Source organism: Rhodococcus erythropolis R138, assembly GCF_000696675.2.
Lineage (GTDB): Bacteria > Actinomycetota > Actinomycetes > Mycobacteriales > Mycobacteriaceae > Rhodococcus_F > Rhodococcus_F erythropolis.
Genome location: NZ_CP007257.1, coordinates 186,654 through 200,371 on the forward strand (window position 1 = coordinate 186,654; position 13,718 = coordinate 200,371).

11 protein-coding genes are annotated in these 13,718 nt (G+C 59.6%); 2 read left to right on the forward strand and 9 right to left on the reverse strand.

What is annotated here, in order from left to right; all coding sequences use genetic code 11:
- Positions 1-549 precede the first annotated feature (549 nt).
- The 5 genes from H351_RS32685 to H351_RS29960 all read right to left on the reverse strand — a co-directional run bounded on the left by H351_RS32685 (position 550) and on the right by H351_RS29960 (position 8,746).
- A complete protein-coding gene (locus H351_RS32685; RefSeq protein WP_007733689.1) occupies positions 550-702 on the reverse strand; it encodes a hypothetical protein in 153 nt (50 codons plus the stop codon).
- 158 nt (positions 703-860) lie between these two features.
- Entirely contained in the window at positions 861-1,643 is a 783-nt protein-coding gene (locus H351_RS29945) for a ParA family protein (protein ID WP_029256883.1), read from the reverse strand.
- A 4,275-nt stretch (positions 1,644-5,918) separates the two neighbouring features.
- Positions 5,919-6,176 (reverse strand): hypothetical protein, encoded by a 258-nt coding sequence (locus tag H351_RS29950; protein ID WP_029256882.1) that lies wholly within the window; start codon positions 6,174-6,176, stop codon positions 5,919-5,921.
- Between the two features lie 721 nt (positions 6,177-6,897).
- Complete coding sequence (locus H351_RS29955; protein WP_029256881.1) at positions 6,898-7,845, reverse strand: phospholipase D family protein; 948 nt, start codon at positions 7,843-7,845, stop codon at positions 6,898-6,900.
- Positions 7,846-8,482: 637 nt separating this feature from the next.
- Positions 8,483-8,746, reverse strand: coding sequence for a hypothetical protein (locus H351_RS29960; protein ID WP_144440156.1), 264 nt, complete (start codon positions 8,744-8,746; stop codon positions 8,483-8,485).
- A 52-nt stretch (positions 8,747-8,798) separates the two neighbouring features.
- Here H351_RS29960 and H351_RS29965 point away from each other — a divergent pair, with 52 nt between their 5' ends.
- The gene (locus H351_RS29965) at positions 8,799-9,065 is read left to right on the forward strand and encodes a hypothetical protein (protein WP_029256879.1); all 267 of its coding nucleotides are present in this window, start codon (positions 8,799-8,801) and stop codon (positions 9,063-9,065) included.
- Between the two features lie 531 nt (positions 9,066-9,596).
- Here H351_RS29965 and H351_RS32690 read toward each other — a convergent pair.
- From H351_RS32690 to H351_RS29990, 4 genes are all read right to left on the reverse strand, one after another.
- Complete coding sequence (locus H351_RS32690; protein WP_029256877.1) at positions 9,597-9,887, reverse strand: hypothetical protein; 291 nt, start codon at positions 9,885-9,887, stop codon at positions 9,597-9,599.
- A 754-nt stretch (positions 9,888-10,641) separates the two neighbouring features.
- Positions 10,642-11,457 carry an adenylate/guanylate cyclase domain-containing protein gene (locus H351_RS29980; protein WP_029256876.1) on the reverse strand — a complete coding sequence of 272 codons (816 nt, stop codon included), beginning with the start codon at positions 11,455-11,457 and terminating at the stop codon, positions 10,642-10,644.
- A gap of 33 nt (positions 11,458-11,490) precedes the next feature.
- Positions 11,491-11,682, reverse strand: a complete 192-nt coding sequence (locus H351_RS29985) for a hypothetical protein (protein WP_029256875.1) — start codon at positions 11,680-11,682, stop codon at positions 11,491-11,493.
- Positions 11,679-12,242: a TetR/AcrR family transcriptional regulator gene (locus H351_RS29990; RefSeq protein ID WP_029256874.1), complete on the reverse strand. Its 564-nt coding sequence runs from the start codon at positions 12,240-12,242 to the stop codon at positions 11,679-11,681. Before H351_RS29990 ends, H351_RS29985 begins: the two co-directional genes overlap by 4 nt.
- Before the next feature lie 93 nt (positions 12,243-12,335).
- Here H351_RS29990 and H351_RS29995 point away from each other — a divergent pair, with 93 nt between their 5' ends.
- A complete protein-coding gene (locus tag H351_RS29995; protein WP_029256873.1) occupies positions 12,336-13,178 on the forward strand; it encodes an alpha/beta fold hydrolase in 843 nt (280 codons plus the stop codon).
- Positions 13,179-13,718 lie beyond the last annotated feature (540 nt).

Consider the following 13,718-nt stretch of genomic DNA (forward strand, 5'->3'; position numbering starts at 1 on the left):
GTTTTCGGAAGATTTCTTGTGGTGCAACTCCTGTGTTTGGCCCGCTTTGCGTGCGGTGTGGGCTCATAGCGATTTGTGGCGGTCACATGCGAGAGCGACTGATGTTGTTTTGCGTGGTACACGAAGCACGTCGGCGATGTCGTGCCAACTGCCCGCCTGTTGATTCCAGATGCATGTCGGGCGATCTGCGGTTTTGCGTGACTGCAGCGGACTGCTCACGCAAATTGCTCGCCGCTTTGCGCTGCCATAGCTTTCAAGAGCTCCAGAGCGGAATGTCAGCAGATGAAAGAAACATGGCATTGCACGCCCCAGCAAGGTCTTTCTCACTCCGGGGCGGGTTCGCCGTGTGCCCGCACCCGCCGGCTGACGACTCGAAATTCTGAAGTCCGCGGAAGGCTTCCCGGGCGCAAAACCATTCGGCGGGCGTGCTAAACGCCGCTGCGTAGGTCTTCCAGCCGAAGCACAAGATGCCCTTGCCCTCGACCGAAATTCACAATCAGGACAATCCTTCGAGTGCATGCACGCAGTGCATGCCGTGCACGCGTCGTTCTACAATCCTCTGGCCTTCAAATATTCGTCTAGCGCAGCCTCGGTCATCGACGCCTCGCTGATTTCGCGATCGCCTGTCTCGTACCGCAATTTGTCGACACCGCGCCGGAGGCGATCCTTGGTCGAAGGTTTGATGCGCGTGTTGTGCGTCATCGACAGCTTCTCCTCCTCATCTTTGCGGCCGCCGACGTCCGCTGAAGGCGACGATGGTGCAGGTGCAGGTGTCACAGGAGTCGCATCTCCCCTGGGCGGACGTTCCGGGATGAGTTCAGCCGGGTGGGTCTTACGAATGGCAGGTTCCCGCTTCACGCTCATGCCGGCGCTCCGATCACGATAGGCAACTCAGCGAGCAAGTCGCTGTATGCAAGTTGCAGTGTCAGGGCCTTCCCGCCCTTGAACTGGTGAATCGGAGTGCGATTCGAATGCGCATCCTGACGAGCCGCGAGTTCCGGGATCGACGTCTTGGCGACGAGGGCTCCGTAGGTCTCCCGTAACTCGCTCTCTCGGAACTCATGTTCGCCGGTGGAGCGTTTACGACTGATCACGATCTTGTCGAACGCCAGCTTGGGATTTGCGCGTTTACGAACGGTGTCGATCGTCTCTTCGAGCTTCTGAACGCCACCGACGCTGTCGATTGTGGGTTCGGTGATGGCGACAACGCCATCGGCTGCGATGAGAACTGCGAACAGCACCTTGCCCATATTGGGAGGGCAGTCGAACAGCACGGCGTCGTAAGGAGAAAGGTCGAGCCCTTCGAACGCAACGTCTAGCCGAAACACCAGGTCATTCGACCCATCCGATTCGATTTTTCCGAGCTCTTCGTCCGCGGGAATGAGGTCGACGCCATCCCATGGGGTAGCGATGATCGCCTCCGCTGCAATGCCTTCCCTGGTCTGGTTCATGAGGTGGTAGGCCGTCATCATGCCCTCTTCGAGCGTGACGCCGAGGCCGCCGGTTGTATTGCCCTGCTGGTCCATGTCGACGACAAGCACTTTTCCGCCGACCGCGGTGATGGCGCTGGCGAGCCCGAGCGTGGAGGCTGTCTTGCCTACGCCACCCTTCTGGTTGCCGAGTGCGATTTTGCGTGGCTGCATTGCGGACCTTTCGTCGAGAGCATTGACGCTTGCGAGGCGTGCAGTGCGCGTGGATCACGCGCTGCATGCAATATGTGCACTGCTTGCCGTGTGCGCAATCCACGCTGTACGTGGATTGCATGCAGGCTGTGCGTCACACGCGATCTGAGCATCGCATGCATTGCATGCTTTAGCTGCCCTGCCCGCTAGACACGCACACTGTGCATTACGTGCGCGCGTAGCATAACACGCATGTCTTGCACGCCGTTCACGCCTTGCGCTCTGCGCGTGTCATGCATTTCATGCACACCTTGCGTTACGTGCACACCGTGCGGTCAACGCACTCCATGCAAGCTCTGCATGTCATGCGTGCGACGCTAGACACGCTCTTCTTGCATTCCTCGCAATACACGCTTGAATCGCTTGCAACGCATTCATCGCTCCGTTTGCAAACCTCGCAACCTTTGCACGGCCTGCCCTGCGTGCGCAGGTTGCGATGCTCTCACAGCACGCACACTTCGCAGTGCATGCTCACCACGCACTGCGTGCATGCAACGCGTCCCACGATGTGCGTGAACTACATGCACGTCATGCAGAGCATGTCCCACATGCACTGCATAGTGAGCACGTTATGCACGCTGTGCATACTCTGCGTGCATGGCACGCAGTGCATGCACGCGCAAAATGCCAGGTCAAGCGCTTGCGGGTATCGAATAAATCAAGATAATCCGCCACGAATATCAGACTTTGGTGGAAAAGTTCGAAGGCCAAGAGCAGCTTGACTGCCGCCATTCCCTGCCCACGAAATGTCACAGACACCGAATTGAACCGGGAGGCAGATGGCTGCCGTGAGATTGTCATGGAAATCGAACTGAAATTCCTCGGATGCCAACGGGTCCAAGGCCCGAAATCAGGGAAGATTCGACAATTTTCGGTGTGGGCAGCATGGATTGTTCAGCAGCCGCGAGGGGGGCATATCCAGCCATCCGTACCCGGCCCACCATTTCGAGGCCGGAGGGAACGGACTGCCACATCAGAAACTCTCTGACACATCCCGCCGGCGCGTGCATGCCAACAGCTGCACATGCTGTCTTTCGAAGCCAAAATACATTTCATCTCATCGGACGCCGAGGACCGAGGACCGAGGACGCAAGAAGCACACAAATGAACTGCATGAGTGCACTCAAGGTGGAGTCCGGCACGCGGGGGGGAGGGGGCAACCACACTGAATCCCCCCATTTTGGGTGGAGGGAGGGAAACCTAAGCCCATTGAGAATTGCAGCTACAGCTGATTTCACTGCCAAGCGACGTTGTCATCTGACTCGCGAACAACATTTTCGAAACATCTCAGGCACCGCGGGCCCGTGCCCAACGAAACTTCCGCGCGAAATGCACGTCGAGTGTGTGAATCCGGAGGTACGAGGCAAGCGACATACAGAGATCCGAATGGGGTCCGAAGTTCGGTCGAGGCGTAGGCATCGAAGCAAATCCCGGCCGGCATCGACCTACGTCACAGTGACGAAACAAGGTAAGGGAACGGGGTGGGAACGATCAGCACTGTCAGGGCCGATTTCGCTGCTGTGCGACCAGAATTTCGCGTTGCGGGTAATCACACGCAGCGGGTAGTTCACTACGCCCAAACATGCAATCTTTCGACCGAGTGGGGGAGCGGTGGCGATGGAGACATGCATCCGGGCTCTACAAGGAGCCCATGCAGTATGCCTACTCTGGCGTGTCGGCGGATATGAACGTCACAAGGTGGCCCACAGTTTCCCGCCACAGCAGCGCCTTACGTGCCATGCATGCCTTGCAACGCACGCATTGCGTGTATGGCATGCGCGACCAGAATGCCTCGCAACGCGTGCGTCACATGCAGTGATCGCATGGCGTTTCTTCCGCGCAACAGGGCCTCTACCTGCGAAAATCAAGTTGCGGGGGTCAGACGCACCGCACCGCAGCATTGCGGGAGGCACGGCAGTCCATCCCGCCTGCGGACGCGTCGACATTGTGTGACGACAGTCGTTCGATCACCTTCCCAGACACAGAACTGGAACCAACGCCCACTTTTCGACCAGACGGGGCCACTATGCACTAATTTGGGCGGGGACAGTTCTTCGAAAACAGGGGTCGAGAGCAGTGCATAGACCCAAATACCGTCCTCCTGATTCTTAGTGCACGATCAACTACCCCATGTGTATTCAGACCAGGGGCTGTATCCGAGCGCAATCCTTCTCGCCAGCGGTCGTCGCCCTCCATGCGCACGGTCCTGGAGGTGCATTGCAGCCTTGGATTGGACCGCGCAGGCTCAACGCTGAAGCTTGCTCAGGTGCGCACGAATGCTGGCGAGAATCTTCGCGCGGTGGTCCGGGTCCGCTGCCATTTTCGTGCGGTGTACGTGTGAGTTTTCAAGTAGTTGTTGTTCCCTCTTTCGCGCCAGGTCAGCCGACTTACGCTGTTCGCTGGGGGATTCTCCGGACCAGTCGATGCCATCGAGCCTTCGTCTGAGGTACCCCAACGGCGAACTCAGGCTCGATTTCGTCGGCCAGATCCATCCCCGGTCTGCTGTGTCTCGGGAGAGTGCCAGTGCGATGTCACGGCCGGTCCACCGCGTCGTATCGATTTTGACATCGCAGAGAAGGTCGCAGATCGCCCCGATATGTCCGGGTGGTCTGAGGGCCGGGGCATGGGTGACGAGTTCAGCCGCAGTCCTTTGAAGTGCCAGAGGTCTTGGTGTGCTCCGGGAGGTGCTTCGCTTTTTTGGTGTGGACTCAGTTCGCGCGTGTACGCGTTGGTGAGTTCTTCCTAACGGAAGAACTTCAGAAGATAAAAAACCAACACTAGATAGGGTGTCAGCCCCTATCGGCCCTGGTCGACCGCTGTGGGGCCGGTTGACTCGGTTGATGCCGTCCTTCAGAGGGCCCCGAGCCCTACGGCGGGGAGCCCTTTCAGAGGCACGAGGCAGCCGTGTCTTGGCGACCTTCCGAGGTGGTGTCGTTGCTACGACTGTTCGAGGAGACGACAGTGACCAAGTCGATGCAGCGCGGTGCTGTTGACCCCCGTGGTGGGCCTCAGCAGCGAGAAATTCCAGGGTTCTGAGGTTTCGCCCCCGGACGTGTTCGATGCCCATTCCAAGAGCGATGAGCACTCTCCTGGCGCGGTTGACCGAGGATTCGCTGACTTTGGCCCGGGCAGCGATTGTTGATTTTGCTGCGCAGACCCCGCGTCCTGTGTGGGATTCGGCGAAATGTGCGTGAGCTTGTGCCACGACGTAAGCCTTGTCGGGCCTGATCAGGTTGCGCGCGCACAATGCCTTGCCGGCCGGAGTGGTGGTGTGGTGCCGGAACTGGCGGAGCCATTCCCTGCGTGACGTCCAGACCGGAACGCGTGCTTGTTCCTTTGGTTCGACGGGTAGGGACCAAGAGCGTCCACGCTGGTCAGTGCGCTCGTTGAGTTGTCGTGCAGCGGCTTCGATACGAGCCACACGTGCGAGAGCGCCGTCGACTGCTGCTTGCCATTCGTCGACTTCTGTCGACTGAAGGACAGGAGATCGTGTGCCGATGCGCGACACGCCGACGGTTGATGATATGGAATGAGTTGGGGTGTATTCAGGGTATGCGCTACCCTGAGACATACCTGCCATAGGTAAGTCCCTTCCAGGGGATGCAGTACGAGCAGAGAAAGCGCCAACTTTCAAAGCTCACCTCTCGAGAATGTTCGAGAACAGATGTCGGAGAACCTGCCAGTTCTCACTCGACGTCAAGGACCTGCCAGTCCTATTTCGCCGCGATGCGGTCCGCTCCCAATCACCCCCTTCGGGGGCCTTTGTACTTTTCAAGAGGTCTGCGCTGTTTAGTTAGGTATCGGGGTACTTCTCTCGCTGCCGGCTAGGGGCGCCCTCCCCATCTGCGGATCCGCTGTACGCGCGTCGCGGCCGCGGTCGTTCGAGAGGTCTGTTCGACCCGGCGGCCGCACATCGGTACCGCTATGGGTACGGTGCTGGCCTGCTCGGATGGGACATTCGGGACGCAGAAGTGTGATCCTGGCATCGCGAAAGCTGAAATGTGATCTGGACGTGCCAGAAATGACACCGAGAACACGTCCGCGGGTATGGCGGAATTGCGTTTCTGCGATATCATCGAGTAAGCACCGCCTCTTCCTTTCGAGGTAGTGGTGGTCACCGCCTCTTCCTTCACTGGGTTAGTGGTGGTCAGGAAGCTGGGAAGCTTCCACAACCGCATAAACGGACAGCCCCCGATGCCGCCAAGCCCTGGGGGTTGTTCGCTGTCTAGGGATAGTTCATGCGCCGACCGCAAGCTGCTCGATGCGACGCAACGATCCGGCCGCTTCGACTTCGAGAAGTCTTAGCTGCTCCGGATGCAGCTTGTCGCTGATGTAGTCCGGTATGTCCAGTCCGTGTGTGATGGCCAGTATGAGCACGGAGTAGTCCCCAGCAGGGATTCCGAGTTCGGCGGCCCGATCCTCGTACACCTTGTGCTGCTTGAGGGGAGCACGAGTCGCGATGTGTCCGCGAGGTCCCTTGTTGTGCTGTGCCATGAGGAAAGACTAGAACCAATCTGTAACTGATACGGGTAGGCGCGCTTGTTCGGTGTGTCGCGTGTGGTTGATGTTGCCATGGAGTTCTGTGGGATTTTGCGGCGGCCCGCGTCACAGGTCGAGGCCGGCCAGTCCAGCGACGAGCTCGACGGGGTGTTTCTAGGGCTTCGCCGAAGGCGGATCCTGGGTGGGTCGGCGCTTGTTCGTTCGATGATCTCGTGTCGGAGCCGGTTCGAAACTCGAGGAGCGGATGGAGAGATGCTTAGCTCTCATGCTGTGAAATGCCGGGTGCAATCATGTGTGTTTGAACGTGGGGGAGCGGTTGGGCAGCCCACGCGTGGGCTACTGCTTCTGCAGTGCACTGTCGTGTGACGCGGAGAGTGGCCCGTAAACCTTGGACGTGTGAGAGGAGCGTCGGAGAGATCCGGAAAGCAACCTTGAGATGACCTCTCGCCGAACATGCCTCTCGAAGGAGAACTTGACATTCTGTGTTCGCGGGCGAGTCGTGACGGGACTTCGGTTGGGGCGGGGTTCATCTGCGTGCGATGTCACGGTTGACACTCTTCATCGCAGTTACGCAATGGATTTCGTTCGACAGGTGGAGCGGCAGAGTCGCGTGTTCTGCGACTTCCGCTAGTGCAATGTTCGGATCGACATATCGGGAGCGAAGTGCTCCTGCGTCCGAAGGGGTGCTGTGCGTTTCGTCAATTGTTCCCCAGGGTCAATGGCTCCACACCGCCAAGAGTTCGGCCCGAAGGCTGGGCGAGCGAACATAGTGGTTAGACCTCAGTTGCGCGCTGGGATGCCCAACGTCGGCGAGACGCTTTTCGACGTCTGCGACAGGAAGCGGCACTAGATCGTTGCAAACGAGGAGAAAGCAGTGAAATTGCCTGGGGGAGAGGGGTATTCTTTCCTGATTGGATATCACGACAGCGGGTGGCAGTAGCAATTCGTTATCCATGGAGATGCGGATGATTACGTCCCCGCGTGCAATGCTGCGTGGCTTTTCGATAGTGAGCGTTTCGAGTCGGTATCTCGCAGTCGGATCAACCGAAAGCTCCTTCCTTGAAGGCTTTTTCACAGCTGTGGTGCGTATGTGAGGATGGTTCTCGCGTTCGCTGTCTTGCCTGATGAATATTCTGTTGGTCGGAGTTGGAAGAAAGTCGTTGTCGAGGACCTGCGTTCGTCCTGTGATGCCGGGGATGGGTACGGCTCGCCCGATTGCCCATTCACGTTCAGCGTTCTCGATGAATATCTGGTCCACCGCGGTGGTTTCGTCGATATTGTTGATGAATGCGCGACTGTCGGCGACCACTTGAGGGTCATCGGAAATGATGACTGCTTCATGGGTGAATAAAGAGTTTTCAGAAGCATTCGCCGAGCCGATTACAGCTCGTTGGTTCGTCACGATGACCTTGGCGTGCAGTGCTGACGACGAGAGGATGCGAACGCCCTTGCTGAGGTAGTGCGAAAGAACGACAGGTGAAGTGGCGTGGGCACGGACCGCCGCGGTAGAAGCATTGACGACCAGAAGGTCTCCACTGCGAAGTGGAAGTAGTTCAGGCGCCAGGTGTCCCAGAAAGGGGACGGCGGCATAGCGCGGGCCTCGCGTGCGGATCGCGCGAGTGATATGTGGCCACGGGTTCGGTCCGTGGAAGCTGGTCCCCATAATCTAGAACGGTAGCGCGAATCGAGCCCGGTTTCTGGCGCCTGAGTGAAGCTGCTGTTGTTCTGCGTCACCTCCGAAGCAAAGCATCGCCCGGGTATCTGTCGTGGAGGTAGAAGAACGGTGTGGCGATCACCCCCGCCGGGCCAGACGACGTGATTTTCCAGTGGTACTGCAGCGCTGTCGATTCGGCGTGCGAATCCGATACGGGACAGTGGCAGTAATAGGGCTGGATGTGCGGGGGAAAGCGTCTGCCGCCCGTTCGAACAGCGCCCTGCGCAGTTCACCGGAAACTCTCCGCCGTAAGCGATCCCGCCGAGGTGAGGGTGGGTGTGGTGGATCGTGGGGCCCACGCACGGAGGAGACGAGTGGCCTGAGATCGTTGACGCTTCACCGTGTGGATACACGGTGACTGATGAAGATCGCCGGCGGATCGAGTCGACTCGCGATGGTGCTCGAAAAAGGAACGTGCAGAGAGCTTCTCAAGGTTCAAGTGCAGATTGGGTGGTGTGGTCTTCACGAGTTGGTGAACCCATGCGTTGCGTCGGGAAGCCGGTTTGCTGGCTTGAAGTTGGGGCTCGCCTGCCGTTCTTGGGTGGTCTCTAGTTTCGAGCTCACGTGAGGTGGCGGCTGGGAGGCGTCAGCGTGGCTTAGGCGCCATCAGGTAGAAGGCGATAGTGGCCGGCGTGATGGTTGCGAGCGCAACGTAGGACATGGCACTGATTGGAGACGGTGCGGGGAAGAAGATTCCGTTGAGATAGATCCATGAGGTTGCGACGGCACCGGCGATCAGTGCTGCGATTGTCACGGCGGTGGCTGCGCGCTCACGGAAAAGGAGCATCACGGCGCCGATGCTGATGACGACGTATAGGCTCACCCAGAAATAGACGACCAGAGTTGACACTGCGTTATAGATAGAAGGCAGTGGGCCAGCGGCGCCGATCACCATAGTGCAAATGCACCACGGTGGCGGTAACAACTCGTCCGAAGCGCCACGGACCGGCTTGACGATGGCATTCGACCTTGCCTGTTTACATCAGGAAGAGAACCAATACCTGTCAATCCCGAGTGAAAAACTGCTTGATCTTTCCGAAGAGGTACAGCGACTTCTCGGCTGGGGGTCCGGAGCGAACCTGATGGGTTACGTCGAACGGGGCGGTCAGATGATCGACGCACGCGTTCTCCTCGAAAATGGTGCCGTCGAACTCCCGACTGCCCGCTGACCCTCGATCCTGCACGTCGCTTACCATCCGCAACCCAACTCGCACAGTAGATTCTGGGTTTCGAATCGAGAAACGATCTGTAGCGTGGCCGTCCGGGTGCCGGGCGTGGACTTGTGGGTGGTCGAGCAGATGCGGGAAGGCTGGGGATTTCGGGCCACGGCGAAGCGACTTGTGGCGAGAGAGCTCGAGATGCCCGCGGAGTGTTTTTGCCGGTACCAGAACAAGACATCCCGCCCGCTCGTGGGTCGTCGAACTGGCGCCAGCGACCTCGTTGCCCGCCTTCTTGTCTGCAAAGGGGGCGCTCGGAGCCCCGACGCTGCATGATCGAGTCGGGGCGGTCGAACGCCGTCAGCGTCGAGCACACAACGCCGACGACCCACTGTCCGTGCGAGGCCAACATCATGCGGGACCGCGCATCTGCAACCATAAACAGTACGATTGGTATGAAAGAAGGTTTGCTCTGTTCGATACCAAGTAGTGACACTTGACGGGTTGAGGCAAGCGGCAAGGTGACTTGAGCCTCGATTGGGGTCACGTGCCTGGTTCGTTGTCGCTGTTGTCGGAGATCGGCGTTGATGCGGCAGGCTGGAGCAAGGCGATACCGGCTGCGCCCAGTTCGCGGGCACGGGAGACGGAGCGTAGTTGATAGCGCGAGGAGCGGCGGTGCCCGCCGTCGGGGCGTTCCCAGGCGAGGTGTTTCGCGGCGTCGGGGCTGTGCGGGAGGCAGGGCGGCGCAAAGGCAGCGCGGTGATGCGATCTGTGCGCGTCGAGTTGCTTTCGGCCTGTGCGCAGGCGGGGGAGAACATGAACGATGCTGTGCATCCACAGGACTGAGGATGGCGGCGATGTCGGAGGCGGAAGTGATTGTGGGCGCCACCGATCGGTTCGACCGCTGCCTGAAGTCCTGCGGGTCCTGGACTTCATTCCGTCCGAGTGGCTCGATCAACGCGTCAAGCGCAGTGTGATTCAAAACTGTTTTCGCAGTGTTTTTCAAGCCTGGATATTTTGTACCGATTATCTGATTCAGAAAAGCGCGCCCTATGCCCGTCGAGTGCGCTCCGGTAGATAACTGCTCGCAGCGGAAAGTCGGTCGGTGGCGCCCGGTGCAAAGGAAGTTCGGTAGCGGCAGCTTTCATATTTACGGGATAGGACTCGTAGTTGATCGTTCACCTCAATGTTGTTGAGACTGCCTGTGTTTCTGACGGTTGGCGCATGGGTAAGTGGGGGCATGACGCGGTAGACCGCTGCGGCTAGTTCGTGCGCGTGCGCGGAAGGCGTAAACGAGGTTTGCGTGCGCTGGCTGCGCGATACCTTGCTCCCTGGGTCGACAGCCTCCGCATGCGCCGTCCGAGTGGGCGGGACGCCCCCGGCGCGCGCACAACTGCTCGAGTTCGTCCGTGTGCGAGTGCGCATGGCGGGTACCGAATTTGGGTGAAGTCGGCTGACCAAAACTGTCGAGTCCGCGCGGATCGAGGTGACATGTAGCGCTGTTCTGCGCGTGCGAGATGAATCTCGTCGGTGTCGGTGTCGGTGTCGGTGCCGGTGAAGTCGGGGTCGGACGGTTGGGTCAGTTCGATTATGAGAGTGAGCTTTCCGTAGGTTTCTGGACGGGATACAGGGGATGAGTGCCGGTGATGCCTTTGAGTTGGAGGGTGCGTGGTGGTCCGAGGGTGATGTCGTCGATGTGGATGGTTGCGTCGCGGACGGATTCGCTGACGAGGATTTCGCCTCCGTGGGCTTGGCCGGCAACTCGGGCGGCCATGGCTACGTTGAGTCCGAAGAGGTCGTCGCCTCGTCGTACGGATGTGCCTTGGTGGATGCCTATGCGTATCCGGATCTGGTTCCATCGTTCGGGGTTATCGCTGAGGGCGTGTTGGATGCGTAGCCCGCATCGTATGGCTTGGGCGGGGTCGGTGAATGCGATCATGAAGCCGTCACCTTGGTTTTTCACGATGTGGCCGCCGTGAGTTTCGGCGTGTGTGGTGATGAGCTTGTTGTGTCGTTCAAGTAGTTTGAGCCATTGCCGATCGCCGAGTTCTTCGTTGCGGGCTGTGGATCCTTCGATGTCGGAGAACGCGATGACGATGTGGCCGTCGGCGGTCATGCGTGCGAGGTCGGGGCGTTCGATTCTGGCCCAGCCGGCGAGGTCTTCGATGGAGTTGCGCACGGTGGCGCCGAGTCCTTTGTTGAGCAGTGAGTCCGCTGTGTGGAATGCGGTTTCGATGGCGCGCGGGGCAATTCCGCGTCGACGTCGGGGACGGTCAGAGTTGCGGCGTGCTCGTTGGAGTGCGTTTCGTGTGTCTTTCAGCCTCTTGGTCGAGATGAGGAGGAGGATGCCGAGCACAACGATCACGGCGAGTTCGACTCCGGCTGTAATTATCCACGTGGTCACACGCCTATTTTGTCCCTTGACTTTCGGACAGTGTCAATTTCGTTCGAGATTTTTCGGGAACGCGCCGGCCCTGCTGGCGATGACGGGTGTTGGTGGTGTTTGTCGGCGCCAGTGTGTGCGAAGGTCGTCATCGATCATGTCGTAGGCCCACGGGGGCTCGATTTGCTGGTTACCATCGGCGCCGACCGCATCACCTGCCAGTGACAGCGCGCCGCTGACGGTCATCGTGCGAGTGCGGCGCCGATCAGTACTTCGGCTGCAGCGCGTGCTTGTGTGGCCACGCGCGGATCGGCGGAGATGGCAGCTGTGGTTTGCGCTCCCTCCGCGAGTATCGACAGCTGCGCTGCCAGCAGTTCTGAGCCTCCGATGTCGGCAACGAGTCCGTTCATATAGCTCTGGAAAGCGGCCTTGTGCTCCCGAATAATTTGCGCGATGGCCGGGTTCGTGCCCCCTAGTTCGCCGAAAGCGTTGATGAAAGCGCAGCCGCGAAACCCGTCGCTGCAGAACCAGTCTTCGAGGTAGCCGTAGACAGTGAGGAGTCGCTCGCGGACGTCGTTGCCGGCCGCCGCGACAGCCTGCGTCAGGCCGTGTTCCCATTCGGTGTGTTTGCGTGCCAGCACCGCCGTGACGATGTCGGTCTTGGACGGGTACAGGCCATACAGCCGCCGTAGCGACACATCGGCCGCGGTCCGTAGCTCGTCCATGCCGACCGCGGCAAATCCCTTGCGGTAGTAGAGCTTCTCGGCGGCGGCGAGGATGCGCTCGTTCGCCTCTCGATTGTCCATGACGCAATTCTACTTGACTTGAGAACGTCCGTTCTCTAATGTCGAAAACACTGGCGAGAACGATCGTTCTCGCCACTTTCGAAGGGAACCAACATGGGATTCGTCACCGTCGGCAACGAGAACAGCACCCCCGTCGAGCTCTACTACGAGGATCAGGGCGAGGGACAGCCGGTCGTTCTGATTCACGGCTACCCGCTCGACGGCCACAGCTGGGAGCGCCAGACTCGCGAACTCCTGGCTCAGGGATATCGGGTAATCACCTACGATCGCCGCGGTTTCGGACAGTCGTCGAAGGTGAACACCGGTTACAACTACGACACGTTCGCCGCCGACCTCAACACGGTGCTCGAAACGCTCGAACTGCACGACGTCGTACTCGTCGGCTTCTCGATGGGAACAGGAGAGCTCGCCCGCTACATCGCCCGCTACGGGCATGAGCGTGTCGCGAAGCTCGCCTTCCTCGCCTCGCTCGAGCCGTTCCTCGTGCAGCGCGACGACAACCCCGAAGGCGTCCCGCAGGACGTCTTCGACGGCATCACCGCCGCCGCGAAGGGAGATCGTTACGCCTGGTTCACGCAGTTCTACCGGGATTTCTACAACCTCGATGAAAACCTGGGTGCCCGCATCAGCCAGGAGGTGGTGACAGCCAACTGGAACCTCGCGGTCACCAGCGCCCCGGTGGCCGCCTACGCGGTCGTTCCCGCGTGGCTCGAGGACTTCCGCGGCGACGTCGAGGCCGTCCGCGCTGCAGGAAAGCCGACGCTCATCCTGCACGGTACGAAGGACAATATCCTCCCCATCGACGCGACTGCCCGACGATTCCACCAAGCAGTACCCGAAGCTGACTACGTCGAGGTAGACGGCGCACCGCACGGTCTGCTCTGGACGCACGCCGAGGAGGTCAACACCGCCTTGACGGCATTCCTGGCGATGTAGTCGAATCAGAGCTGCTTCTGTGAGCCGCTGAACGAAGTGACCCACACTTTCGGACATGGACGATCCAGCGCTGGACCGAGAATGGTCGAGACTACTTCTGCATGTGTTGCATACCTCGAAGACCGCTGGTGGACATCGGGATTTCCGAGGGCGTCGTCGAATTGGCGGCAAGCATGTTCGGGCTCGCTGCAGATGCGGCATGGGAACACTCGACACAATTTTGGGAGGTCGCACAGTCGACCACCTGGCGGCCGTCCTACAGCCCGGGGTTGGGTCGGCCGAAAGAGGGTAGTGCAGCAACGAGCACCCAGAGTTCTTCGGCGTCGGGGCTCGCACCTCGGCGCCGACGAACCTCCCTAACTTCCGTTTGCGAGAACGCTTGAACTGAGCCGAAGGCAAGGCGTGGACCTTCCGTCTGAGTACGGTCTCGAGTTGGGAGTGGACCTCAGGCCACCGGGATGGCAGTGCTGGCGAAGTACGTACCGGCTGCGTGGCAGGGGAATGCCGCAGCTCCTGCGACATTGACAGGTTTGCCGATTC

Excerpts from the sequence above, each read along its gene's own strand:
- H351_RS32685 (WP_007733689.1), bottom strand. The coding sequence starts at position 702 with ATGACGCACAACACGCGCATCAAACCTTCGACCAAGGATCGCCTCCGG.
- H351_RS29945 (WP_029256883.1), bottom strand. The coding sequence starts at position 1,643 with ATGCAGCCACGCAAAATCGCACTCGGCAACCAGAAGGGTGGCGTAGGC.
- H351_RS29950 (WP_029256882.1), bottom strand. The coding sequence starts at position 6,176 with ATGGCACAGCACAACAAGGGACCTCGCGGACACATCGCGACTCGTGCT.
- H351_RS29955 (WP_029256881.1), bottom strand. The coding sequence starts at position 7,845 with ATGGGGACCAGCTTCCACGGACCGAACCCGTGGCCACATATCACTCGC.
- H351_RS29965 (WP_029256879.1), top strand. The coding sequence starts at position 8,799 with ATGCACCACGGTGGCGGTAACAACTCGTCCGAAGCGCCACGGACCGGC.
- H351_RS32690 (WP_029256877.1), bottom strand. The coding sequence starts at position 9,887 with ATGCACAGCATCGTTCATGTTCTCCCCCGCCTGCGCACAGGCCGAAAG.
- H351_RS29985 (WP_029256875.1), bottom strand. The coding sequence starts at position 11,682 with ATGACCGTCAGCGGCGCGCTGTCACTGGCAGGTGATGCGGTCGGCGCC.
- H351_RS29990 (WP_029256874.1), bottom strand. The coding sequence starts at position 12,242 with ATGGACAATCGAGAGGCGAACGAGCGCATCCTCGCCGCCGCCGAGAAG.
- H351_RS29995 (WP_029256873.1), top strand. The coding sequence starts at position 12,336 with ATGGGATTCGTCACCGTCGGCAACGAGAACAGCACCCCCGTCGAGCTC.